The sequence below is a fragment of the Endozoicomonas elysicola genome (genome assembly GCF_000710775.1).
Lineage (GTDB): Bacteria > Pseudomonadota > Gammaproteobacteria > Pseudomonadales > Endozoicomonadaceae > Endozoicomonas > Endozoicomonas elysicola.
Map to the genome: position 1 here is coordinate 1,319,756 of NZ_JOJP01000001.1, position 22,747 is coordinate 1,342,502.

Genomic DNA, 22,747 nt, shown 5'->3' on the forward strand with positions numbered 1-22,747 from the left:
TTTATAATTGCTCTAATGGATAACTGAGATCTAACTCCTGGGTCCAATTAAAAAGCCTTGTAGGATTTAATCTACAGGGCTTTTTTATCAGTGCTTGCATCAGCAGGAAAGCGCATGATGCTTATGATGGTTAAAATAAACGCCAGAATAATTGTCGGTGTAAGTGTGTCAATAATATAAACAGCGCACCTGATAAAAACAGGGTAATGACAATACTGGCTCCGCTGGGCAGGTCAAACACCGCGGAGGCTGCCAGCCCACTTAAAATGCCCACGCTGCCTAACAACAGGCTAATCCACAGCGCTGCCTTTCCCTTTAATGAGGCGGTAAATAATGCCGGGATAACCAGCAGTGCAAACTCCAGATAGATACCTGTCAGTTTTACGGTCACTGGCATCAGAATGGCAAAGATCAAATAAAAGCCCCTGCCTTTCATTAGTAAAGGGCGGTAAGCAATGATGGTCAGTATCAGTGCGGTAATCACACCCAGATAGACGACGTCACTCCAGGTTGCCCAGAGCAGTTGACCATTGAGAATGGATTTCAGAAAGTCTCCACCGTGAGGGTCTTTGCTGACCAACAGCATCGCCAGAGACGCTGTAACCGCAAACAAGCATCCGATCATGGCCTCAAGGTGTTGCTTCCAATGATCTTCCAGTAGCGCGATAAGAAGACAGAACATAATGGAGAGCACCCATGGCCCCAGCATTTGTCCCAGCCAGCTGCTGGAGAACACATCAAATTGTGTAAACCAGTATTGGCTTAATGCTGCACCTAATGCGGCTACCTGTGCGACCGCCAGGTCGATAAATATGATTTTTCTTTCCAGTACCTGCTGACCAAGAACGATATTCCCAATAAGTGCAATATACCCGCAGAGCACTGCGGGGAGGAGCCATAGGTAGTCCATGATCACTGTTCGATACTCTTTTGATCACTATTAACGACAAGTACCTCCAATAGCCCTGCCAGCGTTTGATCCACAAGGTCTGTTAACTGCTCATTACCAGACACTGTGAGTGGTAATTTAATCACTGGTTTACCCGTTTGCCGGTGTAACCATTCTGCAGGTTGATGATCCTGGTGCGAGGAAAAGACAATGGCGTCATAACTTGCTTTGTCCAGTCTGGTCAGTGATTGAAGGTGTGCTGTTGTCGGTGAAAGGCCCGGTTTTGGCTCCAGGTCTGCGACTTGCTCAATGTCAAGCCATTTGAACAGGTAGCGATAGGTAGCGTGCTGTCCAACCACCTTTTTCCCTTTCAGCGGTTTACTGAGCTCTCGCCACTCATTGACATGCTGACGCCAATTGGCACGGAAACGAATGCCTCTTGCCTGGTATTGGTGAGCATTACCTGGATCAAGTGCCTGCAAACGTTGGGTGACCACTTTGGACAGTTCAGGGATATCATTAATCGCAAACTGAACGTGAGGGTTGCCATGAGCGTGGATATCCCCCATGGAGCGATCAACATGCTGATGGGTATCCAGCATGGCTACATGATCCGAGGCAAAGATCATGGTTTCAGCATCGTTTTGCACAGACAGGTTACCACTGCGGCTCTGCAGCATGGGTAGCCAGCCAATCTCAAGCTCAGCGCCGGAACACATGGCCAGGTCAGCCTGACGCATTTTGGCAATGAGTGATGGCCGGGCCTGAACATAGTGGGGATCCTGCCGTGCCGTGGTGGCAGAAAAAATGTTGGCATCGGGTGCATGGGCTGAAATGAGGGCTTGCCATTCGGGCTGGCAGACGAAGATATTCAGGGCTGCTGCGGGTGTGCAGAAAATGGCTGCCGAAGCAGCCAATACAGCCTTTAAGCCCTTGGACGGTCTCAGGATGTTAGAAAGCATGGGCACCGTGCGCTCCAAAGCTCATGACATACTGAAGCATAAAGACGTTATCCTTCTCTTTATCCTGGTCTTCAGTCCTTGAGAACTGTGCCCTGATGGTGCCAAAGTGGGAGGAGTTCCAGGCCACCATTGCCGTCGCTTCTTTTTCTTTCTGATCAGTGAAGTGCACATGGTCACCATGGGCGTGTCCATCGTAAGTTTCAACCTCGCCGTAGCGAATGCCTGCAGACCAGCTCGGGCTGAAACGATAGACGCCAGACAGGTAGTAACCACTCAGTTTATCAGGAGCGTGATCCTCATCTTTGAACTTGTTATCCACAACGCCATCGAGCAGCATATATTCGGCAGCCAAGGTCAGGTTCCGGTATTTGTAGTTACCATCGGGAGCCCATTTCCAGACAAAATCAGTACCGTAGAGGTGTTTACCAGTCTTCCTTGCATCGTGAGAGTGGTCGTGGCCATCGTGGCTGTGGTCACTCTCTTCAAAATGGTCGGCAGTGCCATTTTTGTTGTGCAGGTAGCTCAAGCCGAATTGCCAGCTTGATGACTCAGAGATGTCGCCCCCCATCTTCATTGCTGCTGTATATACGCCAACGCTGTTCTGGTCTTCAGCGTGTTCGAGCGCTGACATTTTGTCACCACTGAACGCTTCTGCACTGAGGCGGATATAAAGATCGGTAGGCAGTACGATACTGGCACGTAGACCATCATCATAATAATGAGTGCCCAGGTAGTCTCTATAGATACCGGGACGGGTCGTAAAGTTATCGGTATGCATATGCTGGTTATTCATATAACCAAAGTTCGATAGAAAACGTCCCGCGCGAACATTGAAACCATTGGGCAGAGCAATTGTTTCAATAAAAGCCTCTTCAAGCAGAAACTCAGTATCGTCATCGTGTGTCTCGATAACCGACGTCAGTACGCCATGAAACTTGTCGTCAATGTTGGCAGACATGCTGAGCTCAGTGTGGCCAAGACTGAATCCGTCACCCTCTTCGAACCGTCCATCAAGGACAACACCAATCTGTGGGTTAGACAGAACATCCGCTGCCACAGACATGGAAGTTAAGGAGGCCATTAAAACTGGTAATAGCTTTATTCTCATTAGTGAGTCCATTTATTACGAGGTGAAATTGTTATGTTATAACATTTCTTTTTCGGGGCGGGATCATACGGGTAACTACTGAGTTGAGTCAATCAAGGGAGGGGGATTTTTCCGGGAATCTGTCGGTGTCTGAATTGGCGTTATCAACTGGGCATACAACCAGTCAGATGTACAATTGGTAACACCCCCAATAAAAAAAGATGGCCATAAAGGCTGCAAATACTCGCCTGTCTCAAGCGGTAAGAACCCTCTTTAGACTTTAGGTGATGCCTGAAAATGACTAACCATCTTGTTAGTTAATTGCACAGGTAATAACGGTAAGGTACTTGAAATCGTTTAAAGGACTTATCGATATGGCCAGACCTTACTTTTTTGAAGAGCCGTCACTCAACGGCATATTTTGGGGGGACAGAGACAAAATCCCTCTTCACCTGATGAACCCTGACATTGAAAAGGCGCTAAAGATCTTCCGCCAGATGGAAGAGTTCCTGTACATCGAGTTTAAATTGGGAAAGCCTACTTATGTATTTCTGATGCAGGATATCTGCCCATCCACAAGGTATGACTGGGCAAAGGTCTCGATTACTGATCGTAGCGATATGAAGTACGTGTTCGTTTACAATGACCCTCATCCTGAAGAACGGTGGTGGATTGATTACCAGCCCGTTGATGAGTCCGGTATCCCGGTCAGTACCGAGCGGTGTGTCGGCTGGTTTATTAATGAGTTTGCAGCATTTAAAAAGGCCAAGGAGATACTCGCGCAACCGGACAGGGTCAGCAAAGTAAACTGACAGGTGGTGTTGTTGCCCCTAGGTTATTTGACCAGCGTTATAACGCTGTACGATCTTACGACTGTATGGAAACAGGGCAAAGCAAGGAGCCGTTTCTGGGAGCGGCTGTCCAGTGAATCGGATGGTATGATGTCATGTGGTTAAGTTCCTGCTTATTACGAGTAACCTGACTCACATTCACCCTTAAACGGTTCCGTGGTTTGATGCAGCAGTTCTAAACGGCCATTCTCAATGATGTAGTAATAGGTAAATGCCCAGTCTGGTAGATCTTCGTCGTAAGTATCAGCGATGTATGGGTTAATAATCAGTAGTTTGCTGTTTTTCGAATAGCATGATCCATCCGATGAATTGACCGGCATCGTAATATTACCAGTATCCACATCGACTATTGTTACTACCTGGCACGCAGTGCCGCAACCAAAGGCTGTCAGGATGTATTTACCAGCGAAATTTGGTGCTCTTCCAATCAGAAGCATAAGTTTGTCTTTTAAATATTCAGCATCAGGGTGGCTATCAAGATTGACTTGTTTAAGGGTGCTGTTTGAGTAGGAATCGGTGGGGAAGTCATTAAAGCGATATTCTTTTGCTCCCGCACTGACGGTAATGAATAGTGTACTTATAGTGATGAGTAATCTGAGCATTATTCTTTCCGTGAATTATGAATGCGGTATTCAATGACCTGTTCGCTGCAATTTTTTGTTCATGGCTGATTTGTGAATGTTATCACTGGCCACTCTGCCTCAAAACCAATAACGATGTCACGACAGCACAGACCGAAATGCCAGGCTGGGTGATTGCTGGGTTTAGAGTCAAATCGAATAATGTCCCATGGCAAGTTGAAATCCAGAAAGGTGTCCAATGGATCTCGTTCCGCCTCTATGTAGCTGACTTTCAAGTGGTTAAATACGGCGGTTCCTTCATTATCCAAATCATCCCAGGGAGCAACGGTTAATTCTAACCGATCTTCCGATATGCTCAGTCTCTTGACTGCATGGGTTCCAAGTGAGCGAAATAACAATTCTGAGATGGATGTTGTCATAAATAGAGTTTTTTCCCGTGCGTGTTTTTCCTTCAGTATGATGAATCAGGCACGTTTATGCGACAGTCAATAGGAAGGGAGGGTGGGGATTCTTGCTATATTTGCAAGATGCATCACAAGCAAGTTACCGGTTATCCATATTTTTAAATTCACAGGATTGAAATAAACAGTATTCATCACGTGAACGCATTGTCTAAAAATAAATGAGCATGAAATTGAATATGTCCCAGAACATTTGTAATGTTCTCGCTTGGTAAACTTCATATTGTCATTTCCTGATGAGTTACGTGTATAGAGTTATCCCCAAATTCTCATCAAGGAACTTCCTGCCTTCTTCTTACTCAAAAGCGCAAGAGTGTGTTGAGCTTAAGCCTGATTGATCAGTTTTAAAACATCGAGTTTGAATCATCCAATGTTTCGCTTTCCTAATAGTTTAGATAGTCCAAAATCAGATACGTTTACCCCTGATCCAACTGCAGACAACGGTCATTACCGACACTTTCCATATCCTCAGGGAAGGTATAGGGCTCATGGAGTTGTGAATCTTGGTTCTCAAGGCGTCGTACCCTATTCAGCCTCAAGCTTGCATCGCCAGCCCTATGCAGTTAGCGAAATGCCACAATCAATTAATCTTTTTAAGAGGCCAGTAACAATCAGCTCTTCGGGCACCACTGATCTTTACACTGGAACCCGTGTATTTCAGTATTCAGAAGCCGATTTGGCCTCACAAGCTGAACAAATGAGCTTTGCTGACAAGGAACCTGCAACCAGATCAAAGAGAGCGATTACCACGAGCGCAAACAATGATGTTCCTGATACGGATATGAGAAATTTCCCGGCTGTTGATCATTGGAATAACCAGCTGGCGGAAGAGCAGGGCAAGGTGAGTCAACCAGTTGAAAAGCTGGCTGTGAGCACTGGTTTACAGCGTTCGGCTGCTTTTCGCCATCAATCACCAGCAGGCCGGGTTTGCCCAAACGACACAAGAAGTCTTTCAAGAGCACCTTTTTTGCAAAAAAATCATCAGATATGGCCAGAGGGTCAAAGGGGGGCATTGAGCCAGTTTGCTGGTTCCCAAAGACCTGAACGTAACCAGTCTATCGCTCATGTTTATAGCAGCTCCAGACATGTACCAGTCAGGGCGGAGTTCATTGACTCGGCAAAAAAAACAATCAATGCCGCTTATAACTCATTAAAAACAAATCCTTTAAACGCTGAAGCAGAGTTTAGAAAAGTATACCCAACCATGCTTGGCAGCTTAAATCGGAAAGATCAGTGTCGATTGGTTGCCGGGCTGGCAAGAGCAATTAAGGATCAAGGTGGTATACATAACTGTCAACGGGCCGTTGAAACTATATTGAAATTTAAGGGAGAAAGGGTTCATCCAACGGTACCTTCGGGCTTTCACTCTTTAGATATAACTTTGGCTAAGGCTTGGGAGGGCTTGGGCATATATAGGTGGGCAGAAATGCTACTACTGGCGATGGTTAATAGGGGTAGGTTTGTGCCAGTGGATGTATTGAGCCAACCTACCGGCAATCGTGATATTGATTTGGCCCTGATAATGCTGTGGCAGGCGATGGGTAAACAAGATCTGGCTCAAAAGCTGCTTATGGCGATAAGAGTCAAGAACCCGAACCAAATGCAGTTAGCTATAGCAGACAAGAATCCTGAGATGACAAAGGAAGATGCTGAGACCATTCTATGCAAACCCACTGGTGACTCCGATCTTGATTTGGCGCAGGCAAGACTCTGGGAGTCCATGAAGCAATATGCTCTGGCTGAAACACTGTTGCTGCTGATGTCAGGAAAGGATCCGTATGAACTGAGGTTGGCTATGGTAGGCAAAAACCCGAGGATGACAAAAGCCAATGCTGAGGCCGTACTGTGCACACTTTCCGGCAAGCAAAATATGGATCTGGCTAGGCTCTGGCAGGCTATGGACAAAAAAGAGTTGGCTGAAAACCTGTTCCTGGTTATGGCAGGAAAGAATCCAAAAGAGCTCAAGCTGGCCATGGCAGGTGAGAACCCGAGAATGACCGCAGAAGAAGCCGAGGCTGTGCTCTGTCACCCCTCTGACAAGCATGATATCAATTTAGCGCTGGCAAGGCTCTGGGAGGATATGGAGAAATATGATGAGGCCGAAAACCTGTTGCTGGCTATGGCGGGCAAGAATCCTAAAGAGCTCAGACTGGCCATGGCGGGTGAGAACCCGGGGATGACAAAGGAAGAGGCTGAGGTTGTGCTCTGCGAACCTTCCAGCAAATACGATGTCAATCTGGCACTGGTTATGCTTTGGGGGATTATGGACAAACAAGCGCTGGCAGAGAAGCTACGAGCGGCGGCCGGAATGCCGTCTTTGAAGAAGAGCGTCAGTTGATAACTCCTCCTGATTACCTGTGACTGGATTTTCAGGTCAAGAAATATTTCAAGATAAGGTAATTCCTGATGAGTTTTGCGCTTTAAGGGTGTATGATGGTACAGCGTTAAAAGTGATATTAGTTTTTTATGAATAGATTTGATGTTCCGAGTTCAGGCTCTCGACATATCCTTCATAAGCAAAAATAAAGCTTCTAGCAACATGGTTTTGCTCGCAAGGCCGCTCTTACTTATTTGAATTTTAGGATATGACGATGTCTACCTCTAAAGGAACCGTTAAGTGGTTTAACGACGAGAAAGGTTTTGGTTTCATCAGCCAGGAAAACGGTGGACCAGACGTGTTCGCTCACTACCGTCAGATTGCTGCTGAAGGCTTCAAGACTCTGACTGAAGGCCAGCGCGTTGAGTTCCGTGTAACTCAGGGCCAGAAAGGTCTGCAGGCTGAAGAAATCCGTCCTCTGTAAGACGAATTTCGAGATGGTTCAATAGCCTTCTGGTGAATTGGACCATTAAAAATAAAAAAGGCAGCCCTTTTGGAGCTGCCTTTTTTTATGCCTCTTCCTATTGTGTAACCCTGATTAGCGAGGTTGCAGAGCTACTGTAAGTACTGGCTCAGTAGCTGCATCATTTTGTCTCGCTCAATGGGTTTTGTGAGGTAATCATCCATCCCACTGGCCATAGCTTCATTGGTTGATCCGGTAAAGGCATTGGCGCTTAGCCCGATGATCAATCCTTTCTCCAGTCCATTTTCCCGTTCAAATTGCCTGATGGCCTCAGTAGCCTGATAGCCGTCGATTACGGGCATTTTGCAATCCATGAATACCAGGTCCCATTCAGCGTATTTGCTTTTATACATTTCAATGACTTCTTCACCATTTTTGGCAAATACCGGAGCAATGTTGACCTTTTTCAAGAGTTGCTTGATGACAAACTGGTTCGCCATGTTGTCTTCAGCAATCAGGATGTGTTTACCGGATAAGTCCATAGATAGCCCCAGGTTGTGGATTCAGCGCTGCTCCTGCTTACCCGGAAAATTAAGTCCAGTGGTAATACGGAAAAAACAGTCCTTTCTGTAAGACTAGCAAAGGCATGATGTCTTCATCCTTTGGTGCGTGTGCTGTGGGGCAAAATGGGGACATAAAAAAAGCATAATTACCGGGAATCATGCTTTTCTTTTAGCCTTCTGGCCTGCCAGTAGCGGACTCAATACCTGTTCCGGACCTTTATCATCATAACCAGCGTTATTAAGGGGCTGACACAGTACGGTTTGTGGGTCTTCCCAAGGGCTGGTTTTTTTCTTTCCGGGGTGAATGGATCGGGTTATGTAGAATTCATTGGTACCGAGCTGGCGGGCATGTTCTTCGCTGTCTGCTCTGACAATTGCCTCTCCGCGGTAGCGGCTGCTCTGCCACTTCATGGGGGCGTGATCCACAGGATACAACTTATAAATAGCCATAACGACCTCCCTGTCAGATATATGCGCTTTTTATAAATCTAGCAATGGTTTAGAGAAAGTGTTTGTCCGTACTGTAAAAAAATTTGGTCTTACTGGTCGTAATATGACTGAGGCTCTGTTTTTTTATGAGCTTTTACAGAGGGTTAGCTCTCTTTCTCTGCAGTGGGGAAATCTAAAGATATTAAGGTGAATCAAAGGATGCCTGATACGGCCTTTCAGGGTGCACGTCCCTTATGGGGTTGGTATTCTTTAGACCATCAAATTTTTCCGGAACTGAATATGAAGAAGAAAACTGCGATATTTGGGCTTGCGAGTATCTTAGGGATTATGGTTGCAGCAGTCATGCTGGTTGCCTGTTCTTCCGGAGGATACAACGGACCGGTATCCGATCACTTTGATGGCAGACAATTTCATAATCAGGTCAAAACCCATGAGAAAACGGTGATGGATCTGCTGAAGTGGCGCTTTAACAGAGATCAGCCTGAGGGTGCCTGGCAGCGAGTAGAGGAAAAGGCCTCGGTTACCGTTCCAGAACGTAATGCTGATGGTATTCTTGCCACTTTTATCAACCATGCCACTGTGTTGGTTCAGATTGGGGGGAAGAATATCCTGACGGATCCCGTGTGGTCTGAGCGGGTCAGCCCTGTGTCGTTTATAGGGCCGAAGCGTTTTCATCCACCGGCGCTGGCCATAGAGGAACTTCCCCCTATAGATGCGGTGGTGATTTCCCATAACCATTACGATCACCTTGATCTGGCAACATTAACGCAGTTAGAGAAACACTCCCAGCCAGTGTTTATTGCAGGCCTTGGTAATCGAGAATTGCTTAAAGGTGTGGGGCTAACCCACGTTGTTGAGCTGGACTGGTGGCAGGAGCATGCCCTGGGGAATCAGGTGGTTATTACCGGCACCCCTGCCCAGCATTGGTCCACCCGAACACGAATTGATCATAACCGGACGCTCTGGCTGGGGTATCGGATCGGTGATGGCCGTTCGCAGCTTTTCTTTGCAGGTGATACCGGGATGGGGCCTCACTTTGCCCAGATTCAGGAACGTTTTGGTTCCATGGATCTTTCTCTGCTCCCCATTGGAGCGTATCTACCCCGCTGGTTTATGAAGGATAACCATTTGTCACCAGATGATGCGCTGGAGGCTCATTATGACCTCCGGTCGCGTCAGAGTATGGCGATTCATTTTGGCACATTTAATTTGGGCGATGATGGTCAGGATACGGCCAGTCAACGTCTGAGGGCTTTATTGGAGGATGAGCAGCATCAACAGGTCCACTTTATGATTCCTGAGCCTGGAGGGCAGGTTCATCAGAAAAGTGGGTGATAGACGACGTTGAGCTGGAAGGTTGTACCGGACTTTGTTGAATGGACTGACTACTGTCAATGTAAGAGCAGTAGTCAGTGAATTTATCGCTGTTGGTAACGTCCCCTAGATTAGAGACTCCCTTGCCGGTAGTATTCTGGATACTTCTGGCAGAACAACAAAGGTTCTGAATCCTTCCTTTTCCTGCTTTTTTCTCTGTTCATGCTTGGCGATTCGTTTTTGGAAACGTACCAGTACTCGTTTGGACTCCTCTGGTGTCATAGATGAATACTCTTCCTTACCATCAAGAAAGTTTTTCAGGTCCCTTTTGGTAACGTCATCCAGATCAGAAGAACGGAGCAGCTGTTTTGCCTTTTGGGTATAACTGGTAAAAAAAGCCTCGTTTAACTCCCTGCGTATATCACCCAGGGGTTTTTCAAGCTCGGTTTTCTTGTTCTGTAATTTTTGCCAGTTAGGCATCCGCTTTAGTCCAATAATTACTTGCGAGCGCTCATTGAGGTTCTCTTTATTTTCCCTGTGGTACTGAGCTTTGGATAACGCAAAAGGTAGATCTTTTGTCTCACCGACAAAGCTCCTCACTTGCTGCATGGTTTTGTCATCCGGTATGCGGTCACCATCATCATTTATTTTATGGAAGGTTTGCAGCTGGATTGTTTCTGTAACGGTGGGCTTTTGGGGGTGTCTGTGACGAATTCTGATCCGGAAAATAGAACCGATTTTTTTAAGAATATGTAGCAGTTTTCTTGCATGAGTCCCTACGACTTTTCTCAGTTTAAATTTTCCGTATTTGACTCGTTTTCTATTTTTTGACTTGTTTCGATATTCTCCGCCAATACCCGTGGTTGGGGAGGTCGTATAGCGATTCATAATTCCACCCTCCTTGGTTGTGTAACAATTGCATTATGCGCCTCCGTTGTTGGTATTGCTAAACAGGGTTGTTAGGCATACTAACATTTCCAGTACTTGATTTGTCGGTATGGCTGACGGAATGGACAGTGGTATTAGCAGGTGGTTCTTTGATGTCTGCCAGCTGATTGGTACGGTTTGTTGACAAATTACGCTTTTATGGTGGAGCTGAATCCGTCATTATAGTGCTCCCGTTGGCACAGGCTGATGGCGTGTTGGTTTTCAAGGGCATCTCAGAAAAGTTATTACATGACTTATTTATTTTTCTGAAGTGCCCAGGATTATTTGGGCAAGGCAGTCGATGACAGCAGAAAAAAGTAATATTTCTGACCAGAGCATCCAGGAACAGGAAAAGCAGCTGGCACCTGAACAGGATGGCTCCGTTATGAGTAATGAGCTTCCGGAAGAGGCCAGGAAAATTCTTGAGAGGCTGCATAACCGGCCTGAAAGTGATGTCATGAACTCTGAAGCTCTCCGGCTGGTTCGGATTCTCTGGCCTAATGCGTTTAATGTTTCTGACCCCCGGCCACTCAAGATTGGCATTCACAAAGAAATGGCAGAGGCAAATCTGTTACCTGCTCATATCATTCCTGTTGCCTTGCGCTTTTTCACCTCCATGGAACGCTACCTTGAGAAGGTTAAGCCTGGAGCAAACCGGATTAATCTTCAGGGGCAGGCGGCAGGTAAGGTGAAACTCCGGGAAGCGGTGGATGCCGAGATTAAGCTGTATACTCAGAGTAGTGATTTTATTACCACAAGAGACCGGGTCATTATCAAGAAGATTCGTTTGCTCTCTGTGAATAAGCAGCCTTAAGGTGATAAAGCAGTGTTGAGTTAGTGTTTTTATAGTAAAAATACTTGCTCATACAGGCTTAAAAACTGCTTTCCTCCCTCACTGTAATCGCTATAATCAGTGCATTCTTGAGGGAGTAGCCTGCTTTAGCCAGTTTTGACTGGCGGGTGTATACATCAACATGCATTAGCCGTTCGGCTATGGTGTATACGATGCTTGCTAAACAGCAGCATTTGGCCAGACTCAGATGGTGGATGTCAGCAAGAGGGCCTGGCACCTGTCGTCTGATTGTCATGCCCTCCGTACTTTCCCATTCATGATTTCCATTCTTCAATTTATTCTGGCTGTTGCCGCAGGCTTTATTGCGCTTTGCTGGAGTGCAAACCGTCTGGTTGAGGTCGCATCTACCCTGGCCTTTCGTCTTGGTATGCCTTTGCTGACCATCGGTGTCACCGTGGTTGCTTTTGGTACTTCTGCACCTGAACTTATGGTGTCGTCGGTTGCGGCATTTAATGCTTCCGGGGGAATCGCCATCGGTAATGTGGTGGGCTCCAATATCGTCAATATCGGTCTTATTCTGGCGATTGGTGGTCTGATTGCGCCGTTGGTGGTCAAAGCCCGCATTGTTTACCGTGAACTTTCTATTTTATTGGTCGCCACTCTGGCAACGGCCCTGATGCTTTTGGATGGTGTGTTAAGCGTTTGGGATGGCGCCATCCTTTTCGTTGTTTTTATTGCTTATTGTTTCTATTTGCTCAAGTCATCCGCAGGTCAGGAAGGCGAGCAGGACATACCGGTTTTGCCCATCAGTACGCTCAGGGCTTCCATGGAGTCTCTGGTGATGCTGGTTATCCTGGTGCTGGGTTCTCAGCTTTTGGTTTGGGGAGCTAAAGGGATAGCGCTGGCGATGGGTGTTAATGAATTGGTTATTGGTTTAACGCTGGTGGCTTTTGGTACAAGCCTTCCGGAGCTTGCCGCAGTGGTGGTCAGTGCTCGAAAGGGGCTTCATGATATGACAGCGGCTACCGTCATCGGCTCTAATATCTTTAATATCCTGGGTGTGCTGGGTGTGTCTGGTATTATTGGTCAGGGTATTACCGTGGATGCAGTCGCACTTCGTATCGATATACTGACCATGGTGGTGATGACAATACTTTTAGCTGTTGTCGTGTATTCCAGTAAGGCATCGTTTGAATCTGAAAAGCAGCATGGCAATCTTCCGGCCAGTATCTGGAAGATTTCAGGGTATAAGTGCCTTATTCTTCTGTTCACATTTGTGGCCTATATGGCTTGGCTGATTGTTAAATCCATGTAGCAACCTGATGTTATAAACGCAATCGCTCAATGTATTTACCCGTTGGGCGATTTGCTGCTGAGCAAAAGTATTTTTATAAGGCAGAGAGCCTGCAATCTTGGTCAGGGAATGTTATGACTGTTCTTTATGAACTTGTTGCATGAGTTCAATAATTTGGCTTGAAGAGGCAGAGGTTGAAAATATACCTTTGCCATCATAGTCCTGGCTGGATACTGAAGAGATGGTTCTGGCGAGGGTAGGGATTTCAGGGGAACTCTTTCTGGTCTCGTCTATCCATTTTTGCACTCTACCATTTGTATCGTTCATTGAAATGCTCCTGATGCTGTTTGATGGTGATTCAATGCTTTTTGTCTCATCAAGCATTTCAACAGAAACCTCTCTGGGATATATCTTCTGGCCAAATGGTAAGCACATGCACCACCAGCTGACAGACTGCTTTTTTATAGGGTGATGGTTGATCCTGACGTTAGTCGTGCCTTCTTGCTGTGAAGCAGCTGCACCAGTTAATGCTGAAATATCCATATACTTAATGTCCCCATGCTTCAAGATATGGAATCTGAGTGTAGTCTGAAAATAGGGGGGGCGGGAGTGTATGAATTTTGATCAGTTAAGGGTGAGTGCCTCTGTTAACGGAGCTTTAGGCATTGTCCATAATGTTGTCACAAGTTTATCCACAGAAGATGTGGATAAACTATTCTCAGTCCTGCTATCGGGCAATAATCATCAGGTAACGGAGTTGTTCCCGGTGAAGCATCCAGCGAATAAACCAGACTTGTAGCCGAAGCCTTATCCACATTTTTGAGCGGGTAAATGACGAAAGATTCTGGTAATGCTGGCCAAACCAGAAGCAGAAGCCGGACAGGACATCATCGGTAATATCCATGATCTCAACCTGCTCGAACTGGTGTTGCTTAAGGAGGTTTTCATAGGTCTCCTTGATGGGCATATCTTCTACCAGAAGGCCTGATATACGACCAAGCTTGTTTAGTAGGCGTTGTTCCCGGCGATCCTGAAAGGGGCGGGCCAGCACCATATCGGTAAAAGCCAGTGTACCGCCTGATTTGAGTGCTTTTCTGGCATGATTGAAGAAGTGGGAGCGGGACTCAAGGTGGTAAACACAGTCCAGGGAAACTAACTTGTCGCAGCTGTCTTCCGGTCGTTCTGCCAGCGCCTTTTCACCACCTCTGATCAGTTTGAGCGTGTTGAAATGTCCACAATGTTCCAGTGCTCTGGCCATCTGTTGCTCGTCACTGGCAATGGCTGTCAGGTGTTGAACCTGATAGTAATCCAGCCAGACCAGTAATTGATCGTGGCTGGTAAAACCAACATCGAGAATTTCATCCTGACTCGAGATACAGGCTTTATCTGCCAGAAGCCCTGCCATTTCTGAACATGCCTGACGATATAGGGAGGTGTCTTTCCAGTAACCTAGCAAGCGCCACCCAGAGGAGGGTTGCACAGGGTTGTTTAACAGCCACTGATCAACCTTCAGCTCACGTTCACGGCTTGAAGATGGCCACCAGATACGTATAAACAGTGCCAGGCCTTGAGCCATTAGACCTGACATGAACAGCCAGGTCAGGAGCACTCCGAGGAGAAATGAAAGAATTGGCATAAGCTAACTTTTAGTTATATCCATGCTTTTTTAATTGAGTACGGATAATAGATAGATCATTCAGTATTTGCCAGAACTGCAGTTTTGCTTATCTCTTGGTTTCAGGGTGATCTCAGTATTTGTGTACTTTGGTTTCAATTATTCTTGTGGCTTTTTTCAAGGTGGATATTTCTGAATGCTGGTTGCTAACCGTTGATTAACAAAGGCATTTTTTACTTTTTGGTTTTTTGACCAGTCTTTATTCTGGAAAAGCTCCCTTTCGATTAAAAATCCTCTGCTATCCTTGTGTGGTGTAAAAAATCATAGGGGCTCAAATGAGTACATTCGTTTCAGGAATTACTACAGTTATTTGGGAGTACTTGCTGATCTATTTGCTTCTTGGAGCAGGTGTTTACTTTACTATCAGAAGTCGTTTTGTTCAGTTACGTTACTTTTTTCATGCATGGAAGTTAATGCTGGGGTCTCGTAAGACCTCTAAAAATGAAATCTCGTCTTTTCAGGCTCTGTGCACCAGTCTGGCTGCGCATGTTGGCACAGGTAATCTGGCGGGTGTTGCCATTGCTATTTTTCTTGGTGGGCCGGGTGCCGTATTCTGGATGTGGGTCGTAGCCTTACTTGGAATGGCCTCCAGTTTTGTTGAGAACACACTGGCTCAGTTATACAAAACCAATAATCAAGACGGTACTTTTCGTGGTGGTCCAGCTTATTACATAGAAAAAGCGCTGGGTCTTCGCTGGCTCGGTATTCTCTTTTCTGTGCTTTTACTGGTGACGTTTGGCTTTGTATTTAATGCGGTACATGCCAACTCTGTCTCTCAGGCAGTCTCCGGGCATATGGAGCTGGACCCCTTCATTATCGGTTTAGCCATTGCGGCCATTACTTCTCTGATTATTTTTAGAGGAATTCACTCTATTGTGCGTTTTGCCGAGCTGGTTGTTCCTATTATGGCGCTGGCGTATCTGGCTATTGCTATCGGTGTTGTGGTTGTCCGGCTGGATGAAATGCCTGCAGTTATTTCTCTGGTAATAGACAGTGCTTTTGGGCTTCATTCTGCGACTGGTGGCGTTATTGGTTATTCCGTTGCACAGGCTATGATGCAGGGCATCAAGCGTGGGCTCTTTTCCAATGAAGCCGGTATGGGGAGCGGGCCTAATGCTGCTGCAACTGCAACGCCAAAACCGAATCATCCTGCAACCCAGGGTATTGTATCCATGATTAGTGTATTCATTGATACGATAGTCATCTGTACTGCTACCGCTGCCATTGTCTTGCTGTCAGGCCAGCTGGAAGCCGGAACGACGCTTAATGGTATCCAGCTAACCCAGGCTGCATTGGGTGGTATTGTTGGTGGCTGGGGACAGTGGTTTATTTCAATCGCAGTGGTATTCTTTGGGTTTACTTCTGTTATTGCCAACTACTATTACGGTGAATCCAATCTACTGTTTATTCGTAATAGCCCACGGCTGTTGATGGCCTATCGTGGAACTGTCGTATTTTTAGTGTTCCTGGGCTCAATTGCTTCACTGGAAGTTGTATGGATGGTTGCTGATTTGGCCATGGGGCTCATGGCGCTGATTAATCTGGTCATTATTGTTCTTTTGAGTGGTCCGGTAATGCAGGTTCTGAGGGATTATGATCAGCAATCAAGGTCAGGTTTGACTCCAGAGTTCAATCGGATTCGTTTTCCATTTCTGGACCGAACTATTGATAAAGATGTTTGGGTGAGTCAGGACAATGATCCAGAGATTCCTATGGATGATATCAATAGTGGCGATTTGCAGGAGTCTAAGTCCTGTTGACTGGTATCTCTGGTAAGTTTTTTATTGAAAAAGCTGAGTATCGTCTCGGCTTTTTTTCGGTTTACTCTACAACGAAACGTCAATACGCCCTAAATATTGATCAATTAATTATCAATATTTCCTTATTGAAGGAATATAAGAACAAGGTAATCTGGTTTTCTCCTCATTTTAATACTGACTGTAATAAGTCAGTGGCTTATTGTTCAAGGTCTGTGGGTGTTAACCACTATCTTAGTTTTGATGATTTGTTTATCGTTGAAAAAACACTTTGATAGTTTGTTATTCTGAAATAGTGGATAAAAGCAGAATTATTTAAGGAATGTTCTATTTTCTCGTAAAGATATTCTAAATATTTGTTAAGGCTTTCAGTGTTGTGGGTTGTTGATTGTACCTATGTGCGCCTCGGATTTTACTATTTTTTGCTTTGATTGATCAGTGCCTTTGTAAGCACTTTAAGCCTTATAAACTCAGGGGTTCTATTGATTATTCAGTACGAATGCCTTGCTTTTATCGTAAGTGATAGTACTCAGTACGTAAGGTTTATTCCCTAATGTTATAAATATTGATTTGAAATAAAAATCGGGAATACAAAATGCGCCGGAAAATTTATGAATAATTTAATAGACTCCATCAATGGTCTGCTATGGGGCAGCATTCTCATGTACCTGCTGTTGGGTGCAGGCCTTCTTTTCACCGTAAAAACCCGCTTTGTGCAAATTCGCCGCTTTTCCATGGCGTTGAAAATTATGCTGGGAAGCCGGGCTACTGACTGTTCTACCCATGTCTCTCCATTTCAGGCGTTCTGCACAAGTCTTGCTGCACGAATTGGTACCGGAAATATGGCCGGTGTTGCGGTAGCAATTACCATGGGAGGCCCAGGTGCTGTCTTCTGGATGTGGTTGATTGCTGTCCTCGGTATGTCGACCAGTTTGGCAGAAAATATTCTGGCTCAGCTGTACAAGACCAATAATGGTGACGGAACCTACCGTGGTGGCCCTGCCTACTACATCGAGAAGGCTCTCGGTCAGCGTTGGCTGGGTATCATCTTCTCGATAGCGCTGATTATTGCATTTGGTTTTGCCTTTAACAGCGTTCAATCCAATTCGATTGCTGCTGCTTTCACTGGTTATGGTATTCCTTCTGAAGCCATTGGTATCGGGCTGGCGATGTTGAGTGCTCTGATTATCTTTGGTGGTATTCGTTCTATTGCCAAAGCTGCTGAGATGATTGTTCCTGTCATGGCTTTCGGTTATCTGGGCGTGGCTCTGGTAGTCGTGTTCATGAATATTGGTGAGCTGCCAGCGGTATTTACATTGATTATCAAGAGTGCTTTCGGTCTGGAAAGTGCTGCCGGTGGTGGTGTTGGCTATATGGTATCTCAGGCCATGCAGCAGGGTATTAAACGCGGACTATTCTCTAACGAAGCCGGTATGGGTAGTGCTCCTAACGCAGCAGCAGCAGCACATTCTAATCACCCGGCCAACCAGGGTTTGATGGGAATGCTGGGCGTATTTATGGACACCATTATTGTCTGTACTGCAACGGCTTCCATCATTCTGATGTCTGGTGTTATGGATGGCTCAGGTGTTACCGGTATTGAGCTGACTCAGCTGGCTCTGGTGAGTCAGGTTGGTCCGGTTGGTCAGCACCTGGTGGCAGGCGCTATCCTGCTGTTTGCTTTCAGTTCGATTATTGCCAACTACTACTATGGTGAGTCTAACCTGCGATTCATTATGGATAACAACTGGCTGGTCAATGCTTACCGGGTAGCTGTTCTGGGCATGGTTATCTGGGGTGCTACCAGTAATCTGCCAACCGTATGGGCGTTTGCAGATGCATCCATGGGTATTATGGCGTTGATCAACCTGACCGCCATTCTGGTTCTCTCCGGTATTGTTGTTAAGGTGCTTAAGGACTTTGATGATCAGGTCAAGGCAGGTGTCACTCCGGTATTTAACCGTCGAAAATTCCCATTCCTTGATAAAACGATGGATGCGGATGTCTGGACTGAGCACAGCTCAGGTCCGGTAGAGGCTGATAAGGCGAAGATGAAGCGTAATCCGCTAGCGGATGCCTGATCGAGTCTTTGATCGTTTAAGAAAAAAGGCCACTTTGTTTTAAAGTGGCCTTTTTTGCTTTAAGGCTAAGGTAAGGCTGTATTGTGTTGATCGTGTATGGCCCGGATAAATAGCCGGGCATTTGAAAGGTCAAGATCGTCCAGAGTTAAATCCTGATAACTTCCTGATTCGGGTATTTTTAAACGAAGTCCGTCAAAGTTCAGCTCTCCGAGGGAGCTGTGGATGCGAAGTTTAAGTAAATTGTTGTCTTTGATCTCTATGGATATCTTGTCTGGTGCATACTCGAATGGGGTTTTGTTTCTTGTTGATGGATGTGTGAGTAGCGGTGTGATCAGGTTTTCCAGAGTACTGTCTAATGGTTTTTTACTTTGTTTTCCAGATAGGAAATTGTCAACAGGCTTAAGCAGAATCATTGCCAGTGAAGCCGATAAACGCAGTTGAATTTGGCTGGAAAGAGCCCTGCGTAACTGCCACCGTGAAATAATGCGATGCTCGATTAAATATTCCCCCAGCAGTTTGCTGTTCGCTTCCTGGGAGAGAACTGCTTCATCCAGTTGTTGAGGGGAAATATACCCTTTTTTTATCAGGATCTGACCCAGCCTGGATTTATGATATGCTTCTGTCCGTTTCTGTTCTTCCATCGCCAAAAATCCATCATGAGCCCGAGCATTGCTTTCACTATCGGCCAACTGGATAATGGTTTTATTGAACGATTTCTTCAGCAGGCTCATTCATGTCAAAAAATACAGAAAGTTTTGCTTTTGAGCAGTCATTGGCTGAACTGGAGACTCTGGTCCAGAAAATGGAGTCTGGTGATATGAGTCTGGAGGCATCCCTTAAAGCATTTGAGCAGGGGATTCGGTTAACCCGAGATTGCCAGAAAGCGTTAACCGATTCCGAGCAAAAAGTTCAGAAGCTGTTAGAGCAAAATGGTGAACTGACCACTGAGCCCTTCAATGCAGTAGATGGAGAGCCATCAGCGGATAAGGAGTACTAAAGATGGCAAGCTCAGAGCCTCTTTCAGAATTTATTGAGCAATGTCGTATAGAAGTTGATCATTCTCTGTCCGCGGTTCTGCCTGAGGAAAGTAATGTCAGCCCACGATTGCTGGAAGCGATGCGATACAGCGTATTCAACGGGGGGAAACGAATCCGGCCAATTCTGGCCTATGCAGCCTGCCATGCATTGGGTGGCTCCATTACACAGGCGAGTCCTGCTGCCTGTGCTGTTGAGCTGATTCACGCATACTCTCTGGTTCATGATGATCTTCCTGCCATGGATGATGATGATCTACGCAGGGGGAAGCCAACCTGTCACCGGGCATATGACGAAGCGACAGCAATACTGGTTGGGGATACCCTTCAGAGCCTGGCTTTTGAAGTCCTGGGTAATGCCCGGTTATGTCCGGAGTCAGAGCTTACTGATGGTGTCCGGCTGCAGCTTGTAACAGCGCTGAGTCAGGCTTCTGGGTTGACTGGTATGGCTGGTGGTCAGGCGATGGATCAGTGCGCCACAGGCAGCGTCTTAAATCAGCAGCAGCTTGAGTTGATGCACTCTCATAAAACCGGTGCTTTGATACGTGCAAGTGTTCGTATGGGCGCCTTATGTGCAAGCGCTGTGATTGAAGATGAACTGAAATCCCTTGATCACTATGCCAGAGCGATTGGTCTCGCCTTTCAGGTTCGTGATGATATTCTGGACGTCGTAGCTGATACTCAGACGTTGGGTAAAAATCAGGGGGCCGATATAGCTCTGGATAAACCAACCTATGTTTCTTTAATGGGGCTTGATCAGGCCAGAGCCTATGCAGAAGAGCTTCATCATACGGCTATCAGTGCCCTTTCAGGGTTTGATCATACCGCTGATTATCTTCGCCAGATTGCCGATTACATTGTTAGAAGAAGCTACTAGGAGCCTGTTGTACTTTGCCGACTATAGCGAGAAAAAGTCCGGTTTGAGACAGTTTTTATACTGCTATTCAACAAAAAGCAGTATAAAAAATGGCCAAATCCGGCTTTTCCGCAGTAGGTCAGTAGTAAGTCCAACAGGTTCCTAGGTCAATAGAACCTAAAATCGCCGTTGGTTTCTTCAGGGGCCAACCTGTCCCTTAGTCAATTTAACGAGAAGTAATGGGCTAGGCTGCACAATGAGATTGTGCGATGCTATTCACATCAGGTTGGGTGTACAATGCCAGCCGGCAGATTAGCCCAGACGTTATTACGAGCACATGTTTCACGAGATACCCAAGACACTGCCTGAGACCCCTCTTCTGGATCAGGTAAATAACCCGGAACAACTTCGCGCACTTGATGAGTCCCAGCTACCACAGCTAGCTCGGGAACTGCGGGAGTTTCTGTTGTATTCCGTTGGTCAGACGGGGGGGCATTTTGGTGCCGGGCTCGGTGTGGTTGAGCTGACCATTGCACTGCACTATATGTTCAATACACCCGAAGATCGGTTGGTCTGGGATGTTGGCCATCAAGCTTATCCTCATAAAATCCTGACAGGCCGGCGGGAGCGAATGTCCTCTCTGCGCCAGAAAGACGGTCTGGCTGCCTTTCCGAAAAGAGATGAGAGTGAATACGATACGTTTGGTGTCGGACACTCAAGTACTTCAATCAGTGCTGCCCTGGGAATGGCGATTGCTGCACGGGCAAAAGGTGAAAAGCGACGAGCTGTTGCTGTTATTGGTGATGGTTCCATGACTGCAGGTATGGCTTATGAAGCGATGAACCATGCTGCAGATGTGAAAGCCAACATGCTGGTTATTTTGAATGATAATGATATGTCCATTTCCAGAAGTGTGGGTGGCCTATCGAATTACCTTGCCAAAGTGTTGTCCAGCCGAACCTATCACCATATTCGTGAGGGCAGTAAAAAAGTCTTGAATGTCATTCCTCATGCCTGGGAGCTGGCGAGGCGGACAGAAGAACACGTCAAGGGTATGGTAATTCCCGGAACACTGTTTGAAGAAATGGGTTTTAACTACATTGGCCCCATTGATGGGCATGACCTTCCCATGCTGGTTCATACATTGAAAAACATGAGAGACCTGGAAGGCCCTCAGTTTCTGCATGTGGTTACCCAGAAAGGGAAGGGGTTTAACCCAGCCGAGCAAGACCCTATCGGTTATCACGCGATTACCAAGCTGGAGCCAAAGGCAAAGCAGTTGCCGAAAATCGTGGCGCCTAAAAAGCCTAAATACGCCAATGTTTTTGGTCAGTGGCTGTACGACATGGCTGCAGCAGATGAGCGCTTGCTGGGTATCACTCCCGCAATGAAAGAAGGTTCTGATCTGATTCGTTTTGCTGATCATTTTCCTGAGCGCTATTTTGACGCAGCCATTGCTGAGCAGCACTCGGTAACGCTTGCGGCAGGAATGGCTTGTGAAGGCCTTAAACCTGTCGTTGCTATTTACTCTACCTTTTTGCAGCGTGCTTACGATCAATTAATTCATGATGTGGCTGTGCAGAAAATGGATGTGCTGTTTGCCATCGACCGTGCAGGAATGGTGGGTGAAGATGGTCCTACTCATGGCGGTTGTTACGATATAGCTTATCTACGCTGTGTTCCGGGGATGGTTGTGATGACTCCGGGCGATGAGAATGAAACACGACAGTTGTTATCGACTGGTTATCTTCATAATGGGCCTGCATCGGTTCGTTATCCCCGGGGTACTGGGCCGGGTGTTAAGATTTCTACAGACCTTGAACCTCTCCCCATTGGCAAGGGTGAAATTCGCCGGAAGGGGAACCGGATCGCTCTTCTGGTCTTTGGTACATTGTTGGGTAATGCCCTGGAGGCTGCTGAGTCTCTGGACGCTACTGTTGCTAATATGCGATTTGTTAAGCCCCTGGATGAAGCCCTGGTAAGGGAACTGGCAGCCAGCCATGAACTACTGGTGACTATTGAAGAAGGGTGTATTGCTGGTGGAGCGGGTTCTGGTGTTATGGAATACCTGCAGAGGCAGGAAATCAATGTGCCAGTCTTGAATCTCGGTATTCCCGATCACTACATTGAAGCCGCTAGCCATAAGGAACAGCTGGCTCAGTGTGGTCTGGATAAGATGGGTATTATTAGCTCAGTGCGTGACCGTATGGAACGGATTGAGCTGAAGTCATTCAGTCTTGGCAAAAAAGCGACTGCTACGTCTGCATTGGGATAATTTCTTTTTCCTGCAGAGGGCGCTGAGTGAAGAGCAAAAGCTTTTTATCATCGCTCCCTGTAGGGAAAACGGCATAAAAAAACGGGAGCCTGATGGCTCCCGTTTTTGTTATCTTTT

General features: G+C 46.4%; 23 protein-coding genes. 12 read left to right on the forward strand and 11 right to left on the reverse strand.

The genetic code is table 11. From position 1 onward, the window contains the following. Window positions 1–130: 130 nt before the first annotated feature. Genes GV64_RS05590 through GV64_RS05600 form a run of 3 tightly spaced genes read right to left on the reverse strand, consistent with a single transcriptional unit; the run spans window position 131 to window position 2,959 of the window. Entirely contained in the window at window positions 131–910 is a 780-nt protein-coding gene (locus GV64_RS05590; protein WP_201772470.1) for a metal ABC transporter permease, read from the reverse strand. A gap of 2 nt (window positions 911–912) precedes the next feature. Further along, a complete protein-coding gene (locus GV64_RS05595) occupies window positions 913–1,851 on the reverse strand; it encodes a metal ABC transporter solute-binding protein, Zn/Mn family (RefSeq protein ID WP_020581116.1) in 939 nt (312 codons plus the stop codon). Next, window positions 1,841–2,959: a membrane protein gene (locus tag GV64_RS05600; RefSeq protein ID WP_026258053.1), complete on the reverse strand. Its 1,119-nt coding sequence runs from the start codon at window positions 2,957–2,959 to the stop codon at window positions 1,841–1,843. Before GV64_RS05600 ends, GV64_RS05595 begins: the two co-directional genes overlap by 11 nt. A gap of 353 nt (window positions 2,960–3,312) precedes the next feature. On the opposite strand from GV64_RS05600, the gene GV64_RS05605 reads away from it, so the two are divergent. After that, the gene (locus tag GV64_RS05605) at window positions 3,313–3,750 is read left to right on the forward strand and encodes a hypothetical protein (protein WP_020581114.1); all 438 of its coding nucleotides are present in this window, start codon (window positions 3,313–3,315) and stop codon (window positions 3,748–3,750) included. Window positions 3,751–3,905: 155 nt separating this feature from the next. Here GV64_RS05605 and GV64_RS05610 read toward each other — a convergent pair whose 3' ends face one another. After that, window positions 3,906–4,391, reverse strand: a complete 486-nt coding sequence (locus GV64_RS05610) for a hypothetical protein (RefSeq protein ID WP_020581113.1) — start codon at window positions 4,389–4,391, stop codon at window positions 3,906–3,908. Window positions 4,392–4,450: 59 nt separating this feature from the next. Next, a complete protein-coding gene (locus tag GV64_RS05615) occupies window positions 4,451–4,789 on the reverse strand; it encodes a hypothetical protein (RefSeq protein ID WP_020581112.1) in 339 nt (112 codons plus the stop codon). 739 nt (window positions 4,790–5,528) lie between these two features. On the opposite strand from GV64_RS05615, the gene GV64_RS05620 reads away from it, so the two are divergent. Together GV64_RS05620 and GV64_RS05625 are read left to right on the forward strand one after the other, a co-directional pair. After that, complete coding sequence (locus GV64_RS05620; RefSeq protein WP_152553934.1) at window positions 5,529–7,169, forward strand: hypothetical protein; 1,641 nt, start codon at window positions 5,529–5,531, stop codon at window positions 7,167–7,169. Window positions 7,170–7,422: 253 nt separating this feature from the next. Then, the gene (locus GV64_RS05625; protein WP_020581110.1) at window positions 7,423–7,632 is read left to right on the forward strand and encodes a cold-shock protein; all 210 of its coding nucleotides are present in this window, start codon (window positions 7,423–7,425) and stop codon (window positions 7,630–7,632) included. 131 nt (window positions 7,633–7,763) lie between these two features. Here the strand turns inward: GV64_RS05625 and GV64_RS05630 are convergent, their stop codons facing one another. Together GV64_RS05630 and GV64_RS05635 are read right to left on the reverse strand one after the other, a co-directional pair. After that, window positions 7,764–8,153, reverse strand: coding sequence for a response regulator (locus GV64_RS05630; protein ID WP_020581109.1), 390 nt, complete (start codon window positions 8,151–8,153; stop codon window positions 7,764–7,766). 177 nt (window positions 8,154–8,330) lie between these two features. Beyond that, complete coding sequence (locus GV64_RS05635; RefSeq protein WP_020581108.1) at window positions 8,331–8,624, reverse strand: hypothetical protein; 294 nt, start codon at window positions 8,622–8,624, stop codon at window positions 8,331–8,333. Window positions 8,625–8,903: 279 nt separating this feature from the next. Between GV64_RS05635 and GV64_RS05640 the strand changes: the two genes are divergently transcribed. Beyond that, the gene (locus GV64_RS05640) at window positions 8,904–9,959 is read left to right on the forward strand and encodes an MBL fold metallo-hydrolase (protein WP_152553935.1); all 1,056 of its coding nucleotides are present in this window, start codon (window positions 8,904–8,906) and stop codon (window positions 9,957–9,959) included. Between the two features lie 105 nt (window positions 9,960–10,064). Here the strand turns inward: GV64_RS05640 and GV64_RS05645 are convergent, their stop codons facing one another. Beyond that, window positions 10,065–10,826, reverse strand: a complete 762-nt coding sequence (locus GV64_RS05645; RefSeq protein WP_020581106.1) for a hypothetical protein — start codon at window positions 10,824–10,826, stop codon at window positions 10,065–10,067. 340 nt (window positions 10,827–11,166) lie between these two features. Between GV64_RS05645 and GV64_RS05650 the strand changes: the two genes are divergently transcribed. Together GV64_RS05650 and GV64_RS05660 are read left to right on the forward strand one after the other, a co-directional pair. After that, window positions 11,167–11,679, forward strand: a complete 513-nt coding sequence (locus GV64_RS05650; protein WP_020581104.1) for a ProQ/FINO family protein — start codon at window positions 11,167–11,169, stop codon at window positions 11,677–11,679. A 229-nt stretch (window positions 11,680–11,908) separates the two neighbouring features. Continuing rightward, complete coding sequence (locus GV64_RS05660) at window positions 11,909–12,973, forward strand: calcium/sodium antiporter (protein WP_236632921.1); 1,065 nt, start codon at window positions 11,909–11,911, stop codon at window positions 12,971–12,973. Between the two features lie 111 nt (window positions 12,974–13,084). Here GV64_RS05660 and GV64_RS25810 read toward each other — a convergent pair whose 3' ends face one another. Further along, entirely contained in the window at window positions 13,085–13,495 is a 411-nt protein-coding gene (locus GV64_RS25810) for a hypothetical protein (RefSeq protein WP_020581101.1), read from the reverse strand. 184 nt (window positions 13,496–13,679) lie between these two features. Further along, window positions 13,680–14,540: a methyltransferase domain-containing protein gene (locus GV64_RS05670; protein WP_157236910.1), complete on the reverse strand. Its 861-nt coding sequence runs from the start codon at window positions 14,538–14,540 to the stop codon at window positions 13,680–13,682. A 362-nt stretch (window positions 14,541–14,902) separates the two neighbouring features. Here GV64_RS05670 and GV64_RS05675 point away from each other — a divergent pair, with 362 nt between their 5' ends. From GV64_RS05675 to GV64_RS05685, 3 genes are all read left to right on the forward strand, one after another. Next, a complete protein-coding gene (locus GV64_RS05675) occupies window positions 14,903–16,387 on the forward strand; it encodes an alanine/glycine:cation symporter family protein (RefSeq protein ID WP_051087772.1) in 1,485 nt (494 codons plus the stop codon). Continuing rightward, window positions 16,384–16,659 (forward strand): hypothetical protein, encoded by a 276-nt coding sequence (locus GV64_RS05680; RefSeq protein WP_020581098.1) that lies wholly within the window; start codon window positions 16,384–16,386, stop codon window positions 16,657–16,659. The genes GV64_RS05675 and GV64_RS05680 overlap by 4 nt, the downstream gene beginning before the upstream one ends. Before the next feature lie 336 nt (window positions 16,660–16,995). Then, complete coding sequence (locus GV64_RS05685; protein WP_020581097.1) at window positions 16,996–18,465, forward strand: alanine/glycine:cation symporter family protein; 1,470 nt, start codon at window positions 16,996–16,998, stop codon at window positions 18,463–18,465. 65 nt (window positions 18,466–18,530) lie between these two features. On the opposite strand, the gene GV64_RS05690 is transcribed toward GV64_RS05685, so the two are convergent. Further along, window positions 18,531–19,196, reverse strand: a complete 666-nt coding sequence (locus tag GV64_RS05690) for a hypothetical protein (RefSeq protein ID WP_020581096.1) — start codon at window positions 19,194–19,196, stop codon at window positions 18,531–18,533. A gap of 2 nt (window positions 19,197–19,198) precedes the next feature. Here GV64_RS05690 and GV64_RS05695 point away from each other — a divergent pair, with 2 nt between their 5' ends. The 3 genes from GV64_RS05695 (at window position 19,199) to dxs (ending at window position 22,630) form a co-directional block, all read left to right on the forward strand. After that, window positions 19,199–19,462 carry an exodeoxyribonuclease VII small subunit gene (locus tag GV64_RS05695; protein WP_020581095.1) on the forward strand — a complete coding sequence of 88 codons (264 nt, stop codon included), beginning with the start codon at window positions 19,199–19,201 and terminating at the stop codon, window positions 19,460–19,462. 2 nt (window positions 19,463–19,464) lie between these two features. Continuing rightward, window positions 19,465–20,376, forward strand: coding sequence for a polyprenyl synthetase family protein (locus GV64_RS05700; RefSeq protein ID WP_020581094.1), 912 nt, complete (start codon window positions 19,465–19,467; stop codon window positions 20,374–20,376). 316 nt (window positions 20,377–20,692) lie between these two features. Next, entirely contained in the window at window positions 20,693–22,630 is a 1,938-nt protein-coding gene (gene dxs / locus GV64_RS05705; protein WP_020581093.1) for a 1-deoxy-D-xylulose-5-phosphate synthase, read from the forward strand. Window positions 22,631–22,747 lie beyond the last annotated feature (117 nt).

Bases quoted from the DNA above. Each gene is read 5' to 3' on its own strand.
- GV64_RS05590 (WP_201772470.1), bottom strand. From the start codon at position 910: ATGGACTACCTATGGCTCCTCCCCGCAGTGCTCTGCGGGTATATTGCA.
- GV64_RS05595 (WP_020581116.1), bottom strand. From the start codon at position 1,851: ATGCTTTCTAACATCCTGAGACCGTCCAAGGGCTTAAAGGCTGTATTG.
- GV64_RS05600 (WP_026258053.1), bottom strand. From the start codon at position 2,959: ATGAGAATAAAGCTATTACCAGTTTTAATGGCCTCCTTAACTTCCATG.
- GV64_RS05605 (WP_020581114.1), top strand. From the start codon at position 3,313: ATGGCCAGACCTTACTTTTTTGAAGAGCCGTCACTCAACGGCATATTT.
- GV64_RS05610 (WP_020581113.1), bottom strand. From the start codon at position 4,391: ATGCTCAGATTACTCATCACTATAAGTACACTATTCATTACCGTCAGT.
- GV64_RS05615 (WP_020581112.1), bottom strand. From the start codon at position 4,789: ATGACAACATCCATCTCAGAATTGTTATTTCGCTCACTTGGAACCCAT.
- GV64_RS05620 (WP_152553934.1), top strand. From the start codon at position 5,529: ATGAGCTTTGCTGACAAGGAACCTGCAACCAGATCAAAGAGAGCGATT.
- GV64_RS05625 (WP_020581110.1), top strand. From the start codon at position 7,423: ATGTCTACCTCTAAAGGAACCGTTAAGTGGTTTAACGACGAGAAAGGT.
- GV64_RS05630 (WP_020581109.1), bottom strand. From the start codon at position 8,153: ATGGACTTATCCGGTAAACACATCCTGATTGCTGAAGACAACATGGCG.
- GV64_RS05635 (WP_020581108.1), bottom strand. From the start codon at position 8,624: ATGGCTATTTATAAGTTGTATCCTGTGGATCACGCCCCCATGAAGTGG.
- GV64_RS05640 (WP_152553935.1), top strand. From the start codon at position 8,904: ATGAAGAAGAAAACTGCGATATTTGGGCTTGCGAGTATCTTAGGGATT.
- GV64_RS05645 (WP_020581106.1), bottom strand. From the start codon at position 10,826: ATGAATCGCTATACGACCTCCCCAACCACGGGTATTGGCGGAGAATAT.
- GV64_RS05650 (WP_020581104.1), top strand. From the start codon at position 11,167: ATGACAGCAGAAAAAAGTAATATTTCTGACCAGAGCATCCAGGAACAG.
- GV64_RS25810 (WP_020581101.1), bottom strand. From the start codon at position 13,495: ATGGATATTTCAGCATTAACTGGTGCAGCTGCTTCACAGCAAGAAGGC.
- GV64_RS05670 (WP_157236910.1), bottom strand. From the start codon at position 14,540: ATGTCAGGTCTAATGGCTCAAGGCCTGGCACTGTTTATACGTATCTGG.
- GV64_RS05675 (WP_051087772.1), top strand. From the start codon at position 14,903: ATGAGTACATTCGTTTCAGGAATTACTACAGTTATTTGGGAGTACTTG.
- GV64_RS05685 (WP_020581097.1), top strand. From the start codon at position 16,996: ATGAATAATTTAATAGACTCCATCAATGGTCTGCTATGGGGCAGCATT.
- GV64_RS05690 (WP_020581096.1), bottom strand. From the start codon at position 19,196: ATGAGCCTGCTGAAGAAATCGTTCAATAAAACCATTATCCAGTTGGCC.
- GV64_RS05695 (WP_020581095.1), top strand. From the start codon at position 19,199: ATGTCAAAAAATACAGAAAGTTTTGCTTTTGAGCAGTCATTGGCTGAA.
- GV64_RS05700 (WP_020581094.1), top strand. From the start codon at position 19,465: ATGGCAAGCTCAGAGCCTCTTTCAGAATTTATTGAGCAATGTCGTATA.
- dxs (WP_020581093.1), top strand. From the start codon at position 20,693: ATGTTTCACGAGATACCCAAGACACTGCCTGAGACCCCTCTTCTGGAT.